Consider the following 18,512-nt stretch of genomic DNA (forward strand, 5'->3'; position numbering starts at 1 on the left):
TCACGGGTGAGCAGGTCGGCGTCGTCGGCCGGCGTCTCCTCAGCGGGCTCGGGGATCCACCGCCCGGCGCCGCCGGTCTGTTCGTCGACGAGATCTACTTCGTGACGACGATCGCCTTCAGGAGCGCCGGGCTCTGATCGTCGTAGAAGCCGATGACCCGGTGCCCGAACGCGAACGCGCGCTGGACCTCGTCGTGCACGATCTGGCTCGGGTTGACCAGCTGGCGCCAGGCGTTGTCGACGAGCAGGAACAGGATCGGCGGCTGGCCCGGCAGGGGCTGCACCACGTCCCAGTACTGCGTGGCGGTGTTGCTCTTGATGACCTGCTGCTCCAGGCCCTGCTGCCCGAACTGCTGCTGGCCCTGCTGCCCCTGCTGGCTCTGGCCGAGCTGCTGCAGCAGCTGCTGGTACGGCTGCTGCTGGCCCAGGTGCTGGAGCTGCTGCTGCATGTGCTGCGGAAGCTGCTGCTGGCCCTGACCCTGGCCCTGCTGCTGCCCGAACTGCTGCTGGGGCGGCGGCGGGGCGGTGCTGTCAGAACCCTGCTGGCCCTGCTGGCCCTGCTGGCCCTGGTCGAACTGCTGCTGGCCGTAGCCCTGTCCGTAACTCTGGCCCTGCATCTGCGGGGTGGTGCTCATGCTGTGCCACCTTCCGTCGTTGCGTCGTTCCGTGGGCGTTCGTTTCAGCCGGTGACGACGAGACCGACGATCTCCTCGTCCGAGAACCACACGCGTACGTCCGGCCGGCCCCCCGCGAAGGCGGCGTGCACCGCCTGGCGGATGTCGGGGGCCGGCTCGTTCAGGTTGCGCCAAGCGCCCGCCACGAACAGCCGCAGCCGCGGCGGGAGTTCACGGGGGTACGGGAGCAGTTCGTCCCAGTACCGTTCGGCCTGTCCGGTGCCCACCGCGGACGGCAGCAGCCGGGTGAGCGCGGACTTGATGTCGGGCCGGTTGCCGATCCGCTGCGAGGACGGCCGGCCGGGCGCGTCCTGCTGCGGGGAGCCCGTCGTACGCAGCACCTCGCGGGCCCGCTGCGGGCTCATCGGCCCCAGGTTCGCCGCTTTGAGGATGCCCTGCAGCGAGGCCAGCGCACCGACCACCACCGGCGACGCCGATGACGTACCGGAGAAGGTGTCGGTGTACCAGGCGATCTCCTCGGCGCCGCCCTGGAGGTCGCCGGGACGGTCCCAGGAGCCGCCCGTGGTGGTGGTCTCCCGGCCCCAGCCCTGGGCGTCGACGCGCGCCCCGTAGTTCGAGAACGCGAGCCGCGAGCGGTCCGGACCGTGATCGCGGCCGTGCGTCCCGGGCGGGGGAGCGCCCGCACCCACCAGGACGGCTCCCGAGGACCCGTGCGACGGGTTGAAGGGGTTGCGCCACTGCTCGGGGAACTCGTCCGGCCTGCGCTCGTACAGGGCGTCGTCCAGGCTCTCCGCACCGTTGCCGGCCGGCTCCACGACGACGATGCCCCGCGAGGTCGCCCAGCGGATCGCCGCCAGGTCGTCCGGCCACCACTCCAGCGCGATGTAGCCGCGCTGGTCGTCGCGCTCGGCGAAGTCGAACCGCGGGCCCGGCCGGTGCAGTTCGATCAGCACGAGGTCGCCGGGGGAGAGGCGGGCCGCCGCCGCCTGGATCGTCGCCGCCGTGCCGAGCCCCCGGAAGGACGCCGCGGCGGTGTGGGCCTGCGGGGCGATGCCGGTGATGCCGCGCTCGTTGCGGTCGCCGCCGATCACGCCGAGGACGGCCGTGCCGTGGTTGCGCCAGGAAAGGTCCTGCACGGGGGTGCCGATGACGACACCGGCGAGCCGGTCCGCGAGGTCCTCGTGCCCCAGCTGCCAGGCGCCCTCGATGTCGATGACCGAGACGCCCTCACCCGAGCCGCCGGGCCTGGCCCACGCCCACTGGGCGTCGATGCCCTCGGGGGCGGGCCGCAGATAGCCCTGCCGACCGGTGAAGTCGGGAGTCGCCGGCGCACCCTCTTTGAGGCGCTTGGCCTCCTCCGGAATCGACTGCCGCGGAATCGACTGCTGGGGGTACGACTGCTGCGGGTGCGACTGCCCCGGGTACGACTGCTGCGGGTACGACTGCTCCGGGTACGAAGCCGGTACCGCGCCCGGCTTCACGTACGCCGTCTCGATGCCGGGCAGCGCCGCCAGCCGCGCGGTCAGCTCGCGCGCCCGGTCGTCCCCGCCCCGTACGCGGTAGAAGAGCGACAGCTCCTCGTCCTCGCGTGCCGCGTTCGTGTGCCGCTCCTCGTGGCCGAACAGCGGCTCCAGTACGAGCTGTTCGTCGCTCAGGAACATGTTCAGGGCCGATACGTCCGAGCCCGCAGCGGATCGGACGCCCTCGGCCCCGGCGCGCAGCCGGGCCTCGCCGAGCGCGACGACGATCAGTTCCGGTTCGGCGTCCTGGTAGGTGAATCCCGCTCCGCCGGGGCCGGGACCCGGCGTTCCGGGGCCCTCTCCGGGGTGTACCTGATCGGTCATCGCTTCCACCGCTCCCCTCGGGTGCCGTGCGCTGCGTTGCCATCGGTCTCTACGGATCCTCGGTGGCCCACCCTGCTACCGTCGCGCCGATCCGTCCACACGAATCACGCCAACTGCGTTTGAACAAAAGCGGAATGGGGAAACCCGGTCAATTCTCCGCGATCCGTCCCGAACGGCCGGAGGGGCGGTGCCCGTAGTACAGGCACCGCCCCTCATCGGTCACTCCCCGCCGCCCCCGGACCCGCCCGGGGGCGCGCCGTCGTCGCCGCCTCCGTCGTCCTTGTCGTCGGACTCCTCGTCCGTACCCGCACGGGGCTTCTTCGGGGGCCGGGTCCGGCCGCTGGCGGTGTCGCGCAGGTACGTACCGCCGCCGGAGGCGTCGCCGCCGTCCGTCGCGTGGCTGGGTCCGCCGGGCCCCGCGCCCGCGCCGCCGGGACCGGCACCCGGATCGCGGCGCCGCAGATACCGCTCGAACTCGCGGGCGATGGCCTCGCCCGAAGCCTCCGGAAGGTCGGCGGTGTCCCGCGCCTCCTCCAGCGACTGCACGTACTCCGCGACCTCGCTGTCCTCCGCCGCCAGTTGGTCCACGCCGACCTGCCAGGCCCGCGCGTCCTCGGGCAGCTCACCGAGCGGGATGCGCAGCCCGATGAGGTCTTCGAGGCGGTTCAGCAGGGCCAGCGTCGCCTTCGGGTTCGGCGGCTGCGACACGTAGTGCGGCACCGCGGCCCACAGACTCACCGCGGGAACCCCCGCGTGCGTGCACGCCTCCTGGAGGATGCCGACGATGCCCGTGGGGCCCTCGTACCGCGTCTCCTCAAGGTCCATCGTCCGTGCCAGGTCCGGGTCGGAGGTGACCCCGCTGACCGGAACCGGCCGGGTGTGCGGGGTGTCGCCGAGCAGTGCGCCCAGGACCACCACCATCTCCACACCCAGTTCGTGCGCGAAGCCCAGGATCTCGTTGCAGAACGAGCGCCACCTCATAGAGGGCTCGATTCCGCGCACCAGCACCAGGTCGCGCGGCTTCTCGCCCCCGGTGCGGACCACCGAGAGCCGGGTCGTCGGCCAGGTGACCTTCCGTACGCCGTTCTCCAGAAAGACGGTGGGACGGTTGACCTGAAAGTCGTAGTAGTCCTCGGCGTCGAGCGCCGCGAACACCTCGCCCTTCCACTCCCGGTCCAGGTGTGCGACCGCGGCAGAGGCGGCGTCACCAGCGTCGTTCCAGCCTTCGAACGCGGCCACCATGACCGGGTCGACCAGCTCGGGAACTCCGTCGAGCTCGATCACCCAGCGCCTCCTTCATCCGTCTTCATACGACGTTTCCCCCGTCCAGTTCCCCCACCTTACGCATGCGGGAAGAGTGCCCTCCGGGCACGGAATCAATCGAAATCGGCCAGATCGGAGACGTCGGATCTCCCTTGTTGTCCGAGTCCCGTCCGCACCGCGCGGACCACCGCCCCCGCGTGACCCATTGCTACAGCGTGACCCATTGCTACAGCGTGACCCATTGCTACAGCGTGGAACGCAGCCACTGCTCCACGCTCGCGATGTGCACCGTCGCCCACGACTTCGCCGCCTCCGCGTCCCTGGCGCGCAGCGCACCCAGGATCGCCCGGTGCTCGTGCAGCGTGCGGGTGATCGCGTCCTCCTGGGTGAGCCCGCGCCAGATCCGGGCCCTGGTGGTCGGCCCGGACAGCCCGTCGAGCAGCGAGCACAGCACCGAGTTCCCCGAACCCCGCACGATCGACCGGTGGAACTCCAGGTCGGCCGCGACCAGTTCCTCCACCGAGGGCGCGGTCCCCAGCGCCGCCAGCTGCTCCTCCAGCGCGTCCAGCTCGGCCTCCTCGATGTGCAGGCAGGCCATCGCCGTCGCGGCGGGCTCCAGGATCCTCCGTACGGCCAGGAACTCCAGCACGGTGTCGTCGCGGTGGAAGTCCACCACGAAGCTCATCGCCTCCAGGAGGAGCTGCGGATCGAGACTGGTGACGTACGTGCCGTCGCCCTGGCGCACGTCGAGGATCCGGATCAGCGACAGCGCCCGCACCGCCTCGCGCAGGGAGTTGCGCGAGAGCCCGAGCTCGGCGGCGAGCTCGCTCTCCTTGGGCAGCCGGTCGCCGGGGCGCAGCGCACCCGAGACGATCATGGTTTTGATGCGTTCGATGGCCTCGTCGGTGACGGCCATGGGCTTCCTCCCGCTCCCCGCCCGGCCCACCGCCAGACATCCGACCAATGGTTGCACGAAGGGAGAAGACACCGAAACGGCGGCGGGCGGGCCGGGAAACGGCGGCGGGCGGGCCCCTGGGAGGAGCCCGCCCGCCGCCGATCAGGGGCCCCGCGAGAGGCCCGTACCGTTTACGCCTCTCGGCTCAACACCCGCTCGACCTTCGCCCGTACGTCGTCCGTGGCCAGGCCCCGGATCGTCAGGGTGGTGCGGCGGCGCAGCACGTCGTCCGCGGTCTCCGCCCACTCGTGGTCGCGTGCGTAGACGACCTGCGCCCAGATCTCCGGGGCGTCCGGGTGGATGCGCTCGGCGAGCGCCGGGTTCTCACTGGCCAGGCGCGCGATGTCGAAGGACAGCGAGCCGTAGTGGGTGGCCAGGTGGCGGGCGGTCTCCGGGGACATCCGGGGGCCGGGGGTGCCGCCGTCGACCAGCAGCCGGTGCGCGACCGCGTTCGGGTTCGAGATGCCCGGCAGCGGAAGCTTCTTGGGCAGGTGCGAGATCGGCTCCATGTCCTCGCCCAGCGGGTGGCCGGGGAGGGCGGCGAGCTTGTTCATGACGGTGCGGCCGATGTGGCGGAAGGTCGTCCACTTGCCGCCGGCCACCGACAGCATGCCGCCGCGGCCCTCGGTCACGACCGTCTCGCGCTTGGCCTTCGAGGTGTCGCCAGGACCGCCCGGCAGCACCCGCAGACCGGCGAAGGAGTACGTGATCAGGTCCCGCGAGAGCTGCTGGTCGCGGATCGAGAACGCGGCCTCGTCGAGGATCTGCGTGATGTCCTTCTCGTTCACGCTGACGTCCGCCGGGTCGCCCTCGTACTCCTCGTCGGTGGTGCCGAGCAGGAGCTGGTCCTCCCACGGCAGCGCGAAGGTGATCCGGTACTTGTCGATCGGCGTCGCCAGTGCGGCGTTCCACGGCGACGTCCTCTTGAGGACGAGGTGCGCACCCTTGGAGAGGCGGATGGAAGGCGCCGAGTTGGGGTCCTCCAGCTTGCGCAGGTGGTCCACCCACGGGCCGGTCGCGTTCAGCACGAGGCGGGCGTCGACACCGAACTCCGCGCCGTCCATGCGGTCCTTGAGCTCCGCGCCCGTCACCCGGCCGTGCGTGAAGCGCAGCCCGGTCACCTCGGCGTGGTTGAGGACGGTCGCCCCGGCCTCGGCGGCCGCGCGGACCGTCATCAGGGCCATCCGCGAGTCGTTCATCTGGTCGTCGCCGTAGACCGCGACGGCCTTCAGGTTGTCCGTACGCAGCTCCGGGACGTCACGGGCCGCCTTCGAGGGCGAGATCACGTGACCGACGCCGTCGCCGAAGGCGGACAGCGCCGAGTAGGCGAAGACGCCCGCACCGAGCTTGGCCGCGCCGTGCGGGCCGCCCTTGTAGACGGGGAGGTAGAAGGTCAGCGGGTTGGCCAGGTGCGGGGCCACGTCGCGGGAGACCGCACGCCGCTCGAAGTGGTTCTCCGCCACCAGCTTGACCGCACCGGTCTGCAGGTAGCGCAGACCGCCGTGCAGCAGCTTGGAGGAGGCGGAGGAGGTGGCGCCGGCGAAGTCGCCGGCGTCCACCAGCGCCACCCGCAGCCCGGACTGTGCGGCGTGCCAGGCGGTGGAGATGCCCAGGATGCCACCGCCGATCACCAGGAGGTCGTACGTCGCCTTGGAAAGCCGCTCCCGGGTCTCGGCGCGGCTCGCTGTGGAACCGTCGGCCGGTCGCATCCCGGGGGCCGGGACGCTCTGCAGGGTGGTCATGTCGCTTGCTCCTCTTCAGATCTCTGTTTCAGATCTACTTCTGCGGATCGCGGCGGATCCCTGTCGATCCGCCGCGGATCTGCTGTACGACCTGGGCGTCAGACTTCTTCGTCGTCGAGCCAGCCCATGGAGCGCTCGACGGCCTTGAGCCAGTTCTTGTACTCGCGGTCCCGCTGGGCGTCGTCCATGCGGGGGGTCCACTCGGCGGCCCGGCGCCAGTTGGCGCGCAGCTCGTCGGTGCCGGACCAGAAGCCGACCGCGAGGCCGGCCGCGTACGCAGCGCCCAGACACGTGGTCTCGGCGACCATCGGACGGACGACGGGCGCGTCCAGGAAGTCCGACAGGGTCTGCATCAGCAGGTTGTTGGAGGTCATGCCGCCGTCGACCTTCAGGGCGGTCAGCTCGACGCCCGAGTCCTTGGTCATGGCGTCGGTGATCTCACGGGTCTGCCAGGCCGTCGCCTCGAGAACGGCGCGCGCGATGTGCGCCTTGGTGACGTACCGGGTGAGACCGGCGATCACACCGCGGGCGTCGGAGCGCCAGTACGGGGCGAACAGACCGGAGAACGCGGGCACGAAGTACGCGCCGCCGTTGTCCTCGACGCTGGAGGCCAGCGTCTCGATCTCGGCCGCGGTCTTGATCATGCCCATCTGGTCGCGCATCCACTGCACCAGCGAACCGGTGACCGCGATGGAGCCTTCGAGGGCGTAGACCGGCTTCTGGTCGCCGATCTGGTAGCCGACGGTCGTCAGCAGGCCGTTGTAGGAGTTGACGGGCTCCTCGCCGGTGTTCATCAGCATGAACGTGCCGGTGCCGTACGTGGACTTGGCCTCGCCCTCGGAGAAGCAGGTCTGGCCGAACAGCGCCGCCTGCTGGTCACCGAGCGCGGACGCGACCGGCACACCCGCCAGGACGCCGGAAGCGGCGGTTCCGTACACCTCGGCGGAGGACTTGATCTCCGGGAGGACAGCGGCCGGGATGTCCATGGACGCAAGGATCTTGTCGTCCCAGGACATCTTGTGCAGGTTCATCAGCAGGGTGCGCGAGGCGTTGGTGACGTCGGTGACGTGCACGCCGCCGTTGACACCGCCGGTGAGGTTCCAGATGACCCAGGAGTCCATGGTGCCGAAGAGGATCTCGCCGCGCTCGGCGCGCTCCCGCAGGCCCTCGACGTTGTCGAGCAGCCAGCGGATCTTGGGTCCGGAGAAGTAGCTGGCCAGCGGAAGGCCGGTCTCGCGGCGGAAGCGGTCCTGGCCGACGTTGCGGCCGAGCTCCTTGCACAGGGCGTCGGTGCGGGTGTCCTGCCAGACGATGGCGTTGTGGACGGGCTCACCGGTCGCCTTGTCCCACATCATCGTGGTCTCGCGCTGGTTGGTGATGCCGATCGCCTTGACGTCGGCGGCGGAGATGCCCGCCTTCACGATCGCCCCGGCGACGACCTCCTGGACGTTCTCCCAGATCTCGGTCGCGTCGTGCTCGACCCAGCCCGGCTTCGGGAAGATCTGCTCGTGCTCCTTCTGGTCGACCGAGACGATCCGGCCGTCCTTGTCGAAGACGATGCAGCGGCTGGAGGTGGTGCCCTGGTCGATGGCCGCGATGAACGGTCCAGTGGTGTGTGCGTCGGTCACGGTGTGCTCCTCGAAGTCTTGTGTCGTACGGCTCTGTCGCGTGCGGGCGGGGCTCAGGCGAAGGCGAGCTGGTAGATGCCGCCGGCCAGCGCGCCGCCGATCAGCGGTGCGACGACCGGGATCCAGGCGTAGCCCCAGTCGGAGCCGCCCTTGTTGGGCAGCGGGAGCAGAGCATGCACGATGCGGGGGCCGAGGTCACGGACCGGGTTGATGGCGTAACCGGTCGGACCACCGAGGGACAGGCCGATGCCGACGACGACGAACGCCGTGATCATCGCGCCCATGACGCCGGGACCCTTCGGGTCGGCGGGCAGGACGCCGCCGATGGTCGACTGGGTCAGGATGGCCAGGACCAGCACGGTGGTCGCGATGACCTCGGTGGCCACGTTCTGCACGGTGTTGCGGATCTCGGGGCCGGTGGAGAAGATGCCCAGGACCGGGCCCGCCTTCGGGGCGGCCTTCTGGTCGACCATGCCGTCCTCGGCGGGCTGCGCCGCGAGGATCTCCGGGTCCGTGAGGTGGGCGCGGAACTGGCCCGCGTACGTCGCCCAGACCAGCAGCGCACCGATCATCGCGCCGAGGATCTGGCCGGCGAAGTAGACCGGCACGTCGCTCCAGGACGTGGCGCCCTTGACCGCGAGGCCGACGGTGACCGCCGGGTTCAGGTGGGCGCCGGAGAGCCCGCCGGAGATGTACGCGGCGGTCAGTACGGCGAAGCCCCACCCGAAGGTGATGGCGAGCCAGCCGGCGTTGAACGCCTTCGAGCGCTTGAGCGTGACCGCGGCGCAGACGCCACCGCCCAGCAGGATGAGCACGGCGGTACCGATGATCTCGCCGGTGAAGATGTCGAGGCTGGACACCCGCGACTCCTTTGTCCTTCGTCCAGGTTCAGACCCTCGATGAGGGCCCAGTCGGTTCCTGGCTTGTGCCCCACCTTAACTCTTATGTCGTTAGGTGTTCGACAATGCCGACCGATGAACGGCAGTTTTCACCCCGGTTACCAGCACGTCAAGGGTTCTGTGAGGTCCGTCCCACAGAGCCGGCGCGCGGCCCGACCGCCGCTCAGAACCGTCCGGCACCCAGATCCCGCGACACCGCGCGCGCACAGTCCCGTACCGCGGCCACCAGCTCGGGCTTCAACTCCCCACCGGGGCGCACCCGTTCGACCGCACCCGTGACGCCCACCGCACCCACCGGCATCCGCCGCCGGTCATGGATGGGGGCCGCGATCGACGCCACGCCCTCCCAGGTCTCCTCCACGTCGGCGGCCCAGCCGCGCGCCCGCGTGAGATCGAGCACCTCCTCGAACTCCGCCGCCGAGGTCAGGGTGTGCGAGGTGAACGGCTCCCGGCCGGCCTCCACCGCCTCGGTGTGCGCCACCGGGTCGAACGCGGCGAGCACCTTGCCCAGCGCCGTGCTGTGCAGCGGCTGCATCGCCCCCACCTCCAGCACCTGACGGCTGTCGTCCGGCCGGAAGACGTGGTGCACGATCAGCACGCCCTGCTGGTGCAGCACCCCCAGATAGACGCTCTCGCCGCTGGAACGCGCCAGGTCGTCCGTCCACACCAGGGCGCGGGCCCGCAGCTCGTGCACGTCCAGGAAGCTGTTGCCCAGACGCAGCAGCTCCGCGCCCAGCTGGTAGCGGCCCGACGCCGGGTCCTGCTCGACGAAGCCCTCGTGCTGAAGGGTGCGCAGAATGCCGTGCGCAGTACCCTTGGCCAGTCCCAGCGCGGCCGCCACCTCCGTCAGGCCCAGCCGCCGCTCGCCGCCCGCGAGCAGCCGCAGCATCGCGGCCGCCCGCTCCAGCGACTGGATATTGCGAGCCATCGCCCGATCACCTCTCCACGGGGATCTCCACGGGGATTCGAGAAGTCCCACAGTTCAACATTTCAACGGTCCAAAAGAGCCGATGTTCGGCAATGCTGAACAGTATCGGCCGTTGCCGACCCCTGTCACCGACACGGCCCCACTCCGGGCCCCGGCTCCAGCGCGGCACCACTGTCCGCCGACCGGGACAGCTGCACACTCCCGGGATCGGCCCCGCTACCCTGACCGGGTGCGCCCGCCGCCTGGGCGGGTGCAAAGCCGACAGCCGTCGCAACCCTGGGAGCACATCCATGGCCTCGTTGCCGCACTCCACGCCCGACGCCCGCACCCGAGTCGAAGCCCTCCGCGAGGCACTCACCACCCGCGTAGTGGTGGCCGACGGCGCGATGGGCACGATGCTCCAGGCACAGGACCCCACCCTCGAAGACTTCCAGGACCTCGAAGGCTGCAACGAGATCCTGAACCTGACGCGCCCGGACATCGTGCGCAACGTGCACAAGGAGTACTTCGCGGTCGGTGTGGACTGCGTGGAGACCAACACCTTCGGTGCCAACCAGTCCGCGGCCAACGAGTACGACATCGCCGACCGCATCCACGAGCTCTCCGAGTCCGGCGCCCGGATCGCCCGCGAGGTCGCCGACGAGTTCGCCGCCCAGGACGGCCGCACCCGCTGGGTCCTCGGCTCGATCGGCCCCGGCACCAAGCTGCCCTCGCTCGGCCACATCAGCTACGACGTGATCCGCGACGGCTACCAGAAGAACGCCGAGGGCCTCCTCGCCGGCGGCGCCGACGCACTGATCGTGGAGACCACCCAGGACCTCCTGCAGACCAAGTCCAGCCTCATCGGCGCCCGCCGGGCCATGGAAGCCCTCGGCGTCGACGTGCCGCTGATCTGCTCGCTCGCCTTCGAGACGACCGGCGTCATGCTGCTCGGCTCCGAGATCGGCGCGGCACTCACCGCCCTGGAACCCCTCGGCATCGACCTCATCGGCCTCAACTGCTCGACGGGCCCCGCCGAGATGAGCGAGCACCTGCGCTACCTCGCCCGCCACTCCCGTACGCCGCTGATGTGCATGCCCAACGCCGGCCTGCCGGTCCTGACCAAGGACGGCGCGCACTTCCCGCTCGGCCCCGAGGGCCTCGCCGACGCGCAGGAAGCCTTCGTCAACGACTACGGCCTGTCCCTGATCGGCGGCTGCTGCGGTACGACGCCCGAGCACCTGCGGCAGGTCGTCGACCGGGCCCGCGGGCTGACCCCCGCGGTCCGCGAACCGCGCCCCGAGCCGGGCGCCGCCTCCCTCTACCAGACCGTCCCCTTCCGACAGGACACCTCCTACCTCGCCATCGGTGAGCGTACGAACGCCAACGGATCGAAGAAGTTCCGCGAGGCCATGCTGGAAGCCCGCTGGGACGACTGCGTGGAGATGGTCCGCGACCAGATCCGCGAGGGCGCCCACATGCTCGACCTCTGCGTCGACTACGTGGGCCGCGACGGCGTCGCCGACATGAAGGAACTCGCCGGCCGCTTCGCCACCGCCTCCACCCTCCCCATCGTCCTGGACTCCACCGAACTCCCCGTCCTGCAGGCCGGCCTGGAGATGCTCGGCGGGCGCGCCGTCATCAACTCCGTCAACTACGAGGACGGCGACGGCCCCGAGTCCCGCTTCGCGAAGGTCACCGAGCTCGCGACCGAGCACGGCGCCGCACTGATCGCCCTGACCATCGACGAGGAGGGCCAGGCCCGCACCGTCGAGCACAAGGTCGCCATCGCCGAGCGCCTCATCAACGACCTGACCGGCAACTGGGGGGTGCAGGAGTCCGACATCCTCATCGACGTCCTCACCTTCACCATCTGCACCGGCCAGGAAGAGTCCCGCAAGGACGGCATCGCCACCATCGGGGCGATCCGCGAGCTCAAGAAGCGCCACCCCGACGTCCAGACCACCCTGGGCCTCTCCAACATCTCCTTCGGCCTCAACCCGGCCGCCCGCGTCATCCTCAACTCCGTCTTCCTCGACGAGTGCGTCAAGGCCGGACTCGACTCCGCGATCGTGCACGCCTCCAAGATCCTGCCGATTGCCCGGCTGGAGGAGGAGCAGGTCAAGGTCGCCCTCGACCTGATCCACGACCGCCGCGCCGAGGGCTACGACCCCCTGCAGAAGCTCATGGAGCTCTTCGAGGGCGTCAACATGAAGTCGATGAAGGCGGGCCGCGCCGAGGAACTCATGGCGCTGCCGCTCGGCGAGCGCCTCCAGCGCCGCATCATCGACGGCGAGAAGAACGGCCTGGAGGCGGACCTCGAAGAGGCACTCCAGGACACCCCCGCCCTCGACATCGTCAACAACACGCTGCTCGAAGGCATGAAGGTGGTCGGCGAGCTCTTCGGCTCCGGCCAGATGCAGCTGCCGTTCGTGCTCCAGTCCGCCGAGGTCATGAAGACCGCGGTGGCCTACCTGGAACCGCACATGGAGAAGAGCGACGCCGACGGCAAGGGCACCATCGTGCTGGCCACCGTCCGCGGCGACGTCCACGACATCGGCAAGAACCTCGTCGACATCATCCTCTCCAACAACGGCTACAACGTCGTCAACCTGGGTATCAAGCAGCCCGTCTCCGCCATCCTGGAAGCCGCCGAGGAACACCGCGCCGACGTCATCGGCATGTCGGGCCTCCTGGTGAAGTCCACGGTGATCATGAAGGAGAACCTGGAGGAGCTCAACCAGCGCAAGATGGCCGCCGACTTCCCCGTCATCCTCGGCGGAGCAGCCCTCACCCGCGCGTACGTCGAGCAGGACCTGCACGAGATCTACGAGGGCGAAGTACGGTACGCCCGCGACGCGTTCGAGGGCCTGCGCCTGATGGACGCCCTCATCGGCGTCAAGCGCGGTGTCCCCGGCGCCGTACTCCCCGAACTCAAGCAGCGCCGCGTCCCGAAGAAGGAGAATGTCGCGGTCCTGGAGGTCGAAGAGCCCGAGGGCTCGGTCCGCTCCGACACCTCCACCGACAACAAGATCCCCGAGCCGCCCTTCTGGGGCACCCGCGTCGTCAAGGGCATCCAGCTCAAGGAGTACGCCTCCTGGCTCGACGAGGGCGCCCTCTTCAAGGGCCAATGGGGCCTCAAGGAAGCCCGCAAGGGCGGCCCCAGCTACGAGGAGCTGGTGGAGAGCGAGGGCCGCCCGCACCTGCGCGGCTGGCTCGACAAGCTGCACACCGAAGGCCTCCTCGAAGCGGCCGTCGTCTACGGCTACTTCCCCTGCGTCTCCAAGGGCGACGACCTCATCCTCCTGGGCGAGGACGGCTCCGAGCGCACCCGCTTCTCCTTCCCGCGCCAGCGCCGCGGCCGCCGCCTGTGCCTTGCGGACTTCTTCCGCCCCGAGGAGTCCGGCGAGGTCGACGTCGTCGGCCTCCAGGTCGTCACCGTCGGCTCACGCATCGGCGAGGAGACCGCCAAGCTCTTCGAGGCCAACGCCTACCGCGACTACCTCGAACTGCACGGACTCTCCGTCCAGTTGGCCGAAGCCATGGCCGAGTACTGGCACGCCAGGGTCCGCTCCGAGCTCGGCTTCGCGGGCGAGGACCCGAGCGACGTGAAGGACATGTTCGACCTCAAGTACCGCGGCGCGCGCTTCTCGCTCGGCTACGGCGCCTGCCCCAACCTGGAGGACCGCGCCAAGATCGCCGAGCTGCTCAAGCCCGAGCGGATCGGCGTCCACCTCTCCGAGGAGTTCCAGCTCCACCCCGAGCAGTCCACGGACGCGATCGTCATCCACCATCCCGAGGCGAAGTACTTCAACGCGCGCTAGCGCGGTGCAGCGCCTCCCGGGGGTTGTCCCCCGGGAGGCGCAGCAACGCGCGTTCACCGCGGCGCAGCGAGAGGCCCACGCAAACGGGAACGCGCGTTCACCGGGCCGGACGTACACTGGTCGGCCCAGTGCAGGCCGGTCGCCCTCCCCACTCGGAGGGCGGCCGGCCTTCTCGTCCCTTCAGGAGGTGTGCCCGGATGACAAGCACGGTCCCCGCACTCAGTACCCGTACAGCCGAGGACTCCGCACTCCAAGCGGTGTTCCTCGACATGGACGGCACCCTCGTCGACACCGAGGGCTTCTGGTGGGACGCCGAGAAAGAGGTCTTCGCCGGCCTCGGGCACCGACTCGACGAGGCCTGGCGGGACGTGGTCGTCGGCGGCCCGATGACCCGCAGCGCCGGCTTCCTCATCGAGTCCACCGGCGCCGACATCACCCTCCCCGAACTGACCGTGCTGCTCAACAACCGCTTCGAGGCCCGCATCGGCAACGGCGTGCCGCTGATGCCGGGCGCCGCACGACTGCTGGCCGAACTCCGGGCGTACGACATCCCCATGGCCCTCGTCTCGGCCTCGCACCGGCGCATCATCGACCGGATCCTCCAGTCGTTCGGCCCGGACACCTTCGCCCTCACCGTCGCCGGTGACGAGATCGCCCGCACCAAGCCGCACCCCGACCCCTACCTGCACGCGGCGGCCCGGCTCGGTGCCGAGCCGGCCAGATGCGCGGTCGTCGAGGACACCGCGACCGGAGTGGCCTCCGCCGAGGCGGCGGGCTGCCGGGTGGTCGCCGTACCGTCGGTGGCTCCGATCGCCCCCGCGGACGGCCGGGTCGTCGTCGGATCGCTCGAAGAGGTCGATCTCGCATTTCTCCGGACTCTGATTACGGGAATGAACTGATCCGGACACCCAGAGTGGCTCCTGTGCGACTTTCCGAATAGGCGGAAACTCAGGGCAGCGAAGCATGTGTATGGCGTGAGATTCCATATGGGGAATTCACCCCTCCTACAAGCATTCATAGGGTGAGCTTGGTCACGGAACGGTCCGTCGGCGCGGGTGCGGCAACGCAGGAACCCCGGCCGACGGGCCGTTTTGCCTACCCTTGTGTCCCGATTAGTGAAGTCCTGTACGAAAGGTTCCTTACTTCGGCGTACCACCCCGGCACAGGGGCACCGGTAGGGCCGCCCCCGCATTCCCACTAATCTCAACGCGAGAACTTCGCCCACCCCTCCGCGGTTCGGTATCCGGCCCGGACCGCCCGCCCCAACAGGCGGAAAATGGCGAAGTGTTCGTACAAAAGCTGCATTGCATTGCAGTGCCGGTCGAGGGAGAACTTCCAGGATGAACCGCAAGACTCTGGTGCTGCCGGCGATCGTCGGCCTGCTCGCGCCCGTACTCGCCGCCTGCGGCAGCTCGGACAGCGGGGACGCGGCCGGCAAGCCCATTGTCGTGGGCACCACGGACACGTTCGAGGCAACCCCGGACGCGCCCGCCCCCTTCGACCCGGCCCATGCCTACGACGTCGGCGGCTGGAACATCATGCGGCCGTCCCTGCAGACCCTGATGCGCGTCCCCCGCGGCGGCGGCGCACCCGTCCCCGAGGCCGCCGAGAGCTGCGGCTTCACGGACACCGAGAACACCAGCTACCGCTGCAAGCTGCGCCCCGGACTGCAGTTCTCCGACGGCAAGCCGCTGGACGCCACCGACGTGAAGTTCTCCATCGAGCGCTCGCTGAAGATCATGGACAAGAACGGCCCCGTCTCCCTGCTCACCAACATCGACGCCGTCGAGGCCAAGGGGGACAACGAGGTGGTCTTCCACCTCAAGACGTCCGACGCCACCTTCCCGTACAAGCTCGCCACCCCCGCCGGCTCCATCGTCGACAACCAGACCTACGCCCGGGACAAGGTCCGCGCGGGCTTCAAGGTGAGCGGCTCAGGCCCGTACACGGTCGACATCGAGACCAAGGGCAAGTCCGTCACCAAGGCCGTCTTCACCAAGAACCCCCTGTACAAGGGCAGCGTCGAGCTGAAGAACGACAAGGTCGAAATCCGCTCCTACCCCAACTCCGCAGCCATGGAGAAGGCGCTCAAGAGCGGCGAGATCGACATGATGTCGCGCACCATCACGCCCGAGCAGATCAACAAGATGTCCGTCTCCCAGGACCAGAAGATCAAGCTCGTCGAGCTCACCGGCCTCGAAATCCGCTACCTCGGCTTCAACACCACCGACCCGGTGGTCAAGAACAAGGCAGTGCGCCAGGCCATGGCCAGCATCGTCGACCGCACCCACCTCACCAGCTCCGTGTACGGCTCCGCCGCCGAACCGCTGTACTCGCTGATCCCCACGACCATCACCGGTCACAAGAACTCCTTCTTCAGCAAGTACCCCAAGGCGGACCCGAAGAAGGCGGCGGACCTGCTGCGCGGCGCGGGCATCAAAACCCCGGTCAAGCTCACCCTCACGTACACCAACGACCACTACGGCTCCGCGACGAAGAAGGAGTTCGAGGTCCTGCAGCAGCAGCTCAACGACTCCAAGCTCTTCGACGTCTCCGTCAAGGGCGTCAAGTGGAGCACCTTCAGCCCCAACCAGAAGGCCGGCAAGTACGCCGTCTACGGCATGGGCTGGTTCCCCGACTTCACGGACGGTGACAACTACGTCGCCCCGTTCCTGGACAAGGACAACTTCCTCAACAGCCCGTACGTCAACAACGAGATCCGGACCTCGCTCATCCCGCAGTCCCGCCGCGAGGCCCAGCGAGGCTCCGCCACCCCGGCCTTCGAGCGGGTCCAGGACATCGTCGCCGAGGACGTACCGATCCTCCCGCTGTGGCAGGGCAAGCAGTACATCGCCGCCCGCAGCGACATCACCGGCACCGAATGGGCGGTCAACTTCGCCGCCGACCTCCAGCTCTGGGAGCTCGGCCGCGGCGTCGCCTGACCCGGCCCCGCACCCCGGGCCCCACCCCGGGGTGCACCCCCAGGCGCCCTCCCCGGACGCACCCCCTGTACGACCAAGTCCCCCGTACGACCCATTCCCCCCACGGAAAGATCTGAGACAGCGGTGCAGATACGCAAGCCCTGGCTGACGGCCCCCCTCGCCGCCGGGCTCTCGGCAGGCCTCCTCGTCGGCTGCGGCAACGCCAGCAGTGGTAACGGCGCAGGCAACACGACCGGAACCGGCAAGCCCGTCACCATGGGCATGTCCGACGAGATCAAGGCCACCGACCCGGCATCCGGCTACGACCCCGGCTCCTGGCTCCTGTTCAACAACGTCTTCCAGTCACTGATGGCGTTCCCCAAGGGCGGCTCCGAACCCGCACCCGAAGCCGCCGAGAGCTGCGCCTTCGACGAGGGCAGCACCGTCTACCGCTGCACCCTGCGCGACGGCCTCACCTTCAGCAACGGCAACGCGCTCACCTCCAAGGACGTCAAGTACTCCTTCGAGCGCACCCTGAAGATCAACGACGACGCCGGACCGGCCGTCATGCTCTCCTCCATCAAGAGCATCGAGACCCCCGACGACCAGCACGTCGTCTTCCGCCTCAAGGTCCCCGACGCCACCTTCCCCAGCAAGATCGCCTCCGGTGCCGGTTCGATCGTCGACCACCGCGAATACCCGGCCGACGCACTGCGCTCCGACCACAAGGCCGTCGGCTCGGGACCGTACCGCCTGGACTCCTTCGACAAGGGACAGGCCGTCTTCACGGTCAACAACGGCTACCACGGCACCGCGAAGATCAAGAACACCGGCATGACCCTCAAGCTCTTCCACGACGACCAGAAGGCACTGGGGGAGTCGCTCAAGAAGGGCGAGATCGACCTCGCCTACCGAGGCCTCGACGCCAAGGAAATCGCCCGGACGGAGACCAGCGCACTCAGCGGCGACAACCCCGTCGAACCCGTCGAAGGCAGCAGCGCCGAAGTCCACCACCTGGTCTTCAACACCAAGCACCCCGTCGCGGGCAAGCTCGGCGTCCGCCGCGCCATCGCCTACCTCGTCGACCGCGACGCCCTCGTCCGGGACGTCTACCGCTCCACCGCCACCCCGCTGTACTCGATCGTCCCGGCCGGCATTTCCGGCCACAACACCGCCTTCTTCAACCGGTACGGAAGCCGCCCGCAGCCCGCGAAGGCCAAGCAGGCACTGCGCGACGAAGGCATCACCGGCAAGGTCAAGCTCACCCTCTGGGCCACCCCCAGCCGCTACGGCCCCTCCACCGTCCAGGAGTTCAAGGCCCTCGCCCAGCAGCTCAACCGCAGCGGCCTGTTCGACGCCGACGTCAAGTCCGTCGGCGAGGAGCAGTACGAGAAGGACATCGCCGCCGGAAAGTACGGCGTCTACGTCAAGGGTTGGATCCCCGACTACCCGGACGCCGACAACTTCACCCAGCCCTTCTTCGGCAAGGGCAACGTCATTTCCAGCCCGTACGAGAACACCGAGATCACCGGCCGCATCCTCCCCGGCGCGGCAGCCACCGCCGACCGCGGCAGCACCAGCGAGGAATTCGGCCGCCTCCAGAACCTTGTCGCCGAGGACGTACCGATCCTCCCGCTGTGGCAGGGCAAGCAGTACGCCGTCGCCCGCAACAGCGTCGCGGGACTGGAATGGACCCTCGACAGCTCGACCGTCTTCCGCTTCTGGGAAATCAGCAAGGTCTGACGGACACGAGGATCAGCAAGATCTGACGGTACGCGGAAGGGCCCCCGCCGGAGAATATCCGGATGCTGTTGGCGAATGTGGGCCCTGTGCGTGACGTCGGCCTTCGAGACCTGGTTGTGGTCTTGAAGGCCGACGTTGCTGTTTGGGGAGGG

General features: G+C 69.2%; 12 protein-coding genes. 4 read left to right on the top strand and 8 right to left on the bottom strand.

Going from position 1 to position 18,512, the window contains the following annotated elements:
* Window positions 1-94: 94 nt before the first annotated feature.
* From AB0D18_RS40580 to AB0D18_RS40615, 8 genes are all read right to left on the bottom strand, one after another.
* Window positions 95-634, bottom strand: a complete 540-nt coding sequence (locus AB0D18_RS40580) for a hypothetical protein (protein ID WP_362430740.1) — start codon at window positions 632-634, stop codon at window positions 95-97.
* A 44-nt stretch (window positions 635-678) separates the two neighbouring features.
* Window positions 679-2,478: a S8 family peptidase gene (locus tag AB0D18_RS40585; RefSeq protein ID WP_362430741.1), complete on the bottom strand. Its 1,800-nt coding sequence runs from the start codon at window positions 2,476-2,478 to the stop codon at window positions 679-681.
* A 219-nt stretch (window positions 2,479-2,697) separates the two neighbouring features.
* Window positions 2,698-3,762 (bottom strand): PAC2 family protein, encoded by a 1,065-nt coding sequence (locus AB0D18_RS40590; protein ID WP_362430742.1) that lies wholly within the window; start codon window positions 3,760-3,762, stop codon window positions 2,698-2,700.
* Between the two features lie 223 nt (window positions 3,763-3,985).
* Entirely contained in the window at window positions 3,986-4,657 is a 672-nt protein-coding gene (locus AB0D18_RS40595) for a FadR/GntR family transcriptional regulator (RefSeq protein WP_362430743.1), read from the bottom strand.
* Window positions 4,658-4,827: 170 nt separating this feature from the next.
* A complete protein-coding gene (locus AB0D18_RS40600; protein ID WP_362430744.1) occupies window positions 4,828-6,438 on the bottom strand; it encodes a glycerol-3-phosphate dehydrogenase/oxidase in 1,611 nt (536 codons plus the stop codon).
* 98 nt (window positions 6,439-6,536) lie between these two features.
* Entirely contained in the window at window positions 6,537-8,066 is a 1,530-nt protein-coding gene (glpK, locus tag AB0D18_RS40605) for a glycerol kinase GlpK (protein ID WP_362430745.1), read from the bottom strand.
* A 53-nt stretch (window positions 8,067-8,119) separates the two neighbouring features.
* The gene (locus AB0D18_RS40610; protein ID WP_362430746.1) at window positions 8,120-8,926 is read right to left on the bottom strand and encodes an MIP/aquaporin family protein; all 807 of its coding nucleotides are present in this window, start codon (window positions 8,924-8,926) and stop codon (window positions 8,120-8,122) included.
* A 202-nt stretch (window positions 8,927-9,128) separates the two neighbouring features.
* Complete coding sequence (locus tag AB0D18_RS40615) at window positions 9,129-9,893, bottom strand: IclR family transcriptional regulator (RefSeq protein ID WP_362430747.1); 765 nt, start codon at window positions 9,891-9,893, stop codon at window positions 9,129-9,131.
* Window positions 9,894-10,183: 290 nt separating this feature from the next.
* Between AB0D18_RS40615 and metH the strand changes: the two genes are divergently transcribed.
* The 4 genes from metH (at window position 10,184) to AB0D18_RS40635 (ending at window position 18,360) form a co-directional block, all read left to right on the top strand.
* Window positions 10,184-13,696: a methionine synthase gene (metH, locus tag AB0D18_RS40620; protein ID WP_362430748.1), complete on the top strand. Its 3,513-nt coding sequence runs from the start codon at window positions 10,184-10,186 to the stop codon at window positions 13,694-13,696.
* Between the two features lie 197 nt (window positions 13,697-13,893).
* Entirely contained in the window at window positions 13,894-14,595 is a 702-nt protein-coding gene (locus AB0D18_RS40625; protein ID WP_362430749.1) for an HAD family phosphatase, read from the top strand.
* Between the two features lie 441 nt (window positions 14,596-15,036).
* Entirely contained in the window at window positions 15,037-16,638 is a 1,602-nt protein-coding gene (locus tag AB0D18_RS40630) for an ABC transporter substrate-binding protein (protein ID WP_362430750.1), read from the top strand.
* Between the two features lie 123 nt (window positions 16,639-16,761).
* Window positions 16,762-18,360: an ABC transporter substrate-binding protein gene (locus AB0D18_RS40635; protein ID WP_362430751.1), complete on the top strand. Its 1,599-nt coding sequence runs from the start codon at window positions 16,762-16,764 to the stop codon at window positions 18,358-18,360.
* The last annotated feature ends 152 nt before the right edge of the window (window positions 18,361-18,512 follow it).

It is taken from the genome of Streptomyces sp. NPDC048442, assembly GCF_040651475.1.
GTDB lineage: Bacteria > Actinomycetota > Actinomycetes > Streptomycetales > Streptomycetaceae > Streptomyces.

Coding starts and splice junctions, on each gene's coding strand:
- AB0D18_RS40580 (WP_362430740.1), bottom strand. CDS start 634: ATGAGCACCACCCCGCAGATGCAGGGCCAGAGTTACGGACAGGGCTAC.
- AB0D18_RS40585 (WP_362430741.1), bottom strand. CDS start 2,478: ATGACCGATCAGGTACACCCCGGAGAGGGCCCCGGAACGCCGGGTCCC.
- AB0D18_RS40595 (WP_362430743.1), bottom strand. CDS start 4,657: ATGGCCGTCACCGACGAGGCCATCGAACGCATCAAAACCATGATCGTC.
- AB0D18_RS40600 (WP_362430744.1), bottom strand. CDS start 6,438: ATGACCACCCTGCAGAGCGTCCCGGCCCCCGGGATGCGACCGGCCGAC.
- AB0D18_RS40615 (WP_362430747.1), bottom strand. CDS start 9,893: ATGGCTCGCAATATCCAGTCGCTGGAGCGGGCGGCCGCGATGCTGCGG.
- metH (WP_362430748.1), top strand. CDS start 10,184: ATGGCCTCGTTGCCGCACTCCACGCCCGACGCCCGCACCCGAGTCGAA.
- AB0D18_RS40625 (WP_362430749.1), top strand. CDS start 13,894: ATGACAAGCACGGTCCCCGCACTCAGTACCCGTACAGCCGAGGACTCC.
- AB0D18_RS40630 (WP_362430750.1), top strand. CDS start 15,037: ATGAACCGCAAGACTCTGGTGCTGCCGGCGATCGTCGGCCTGCTCGCG.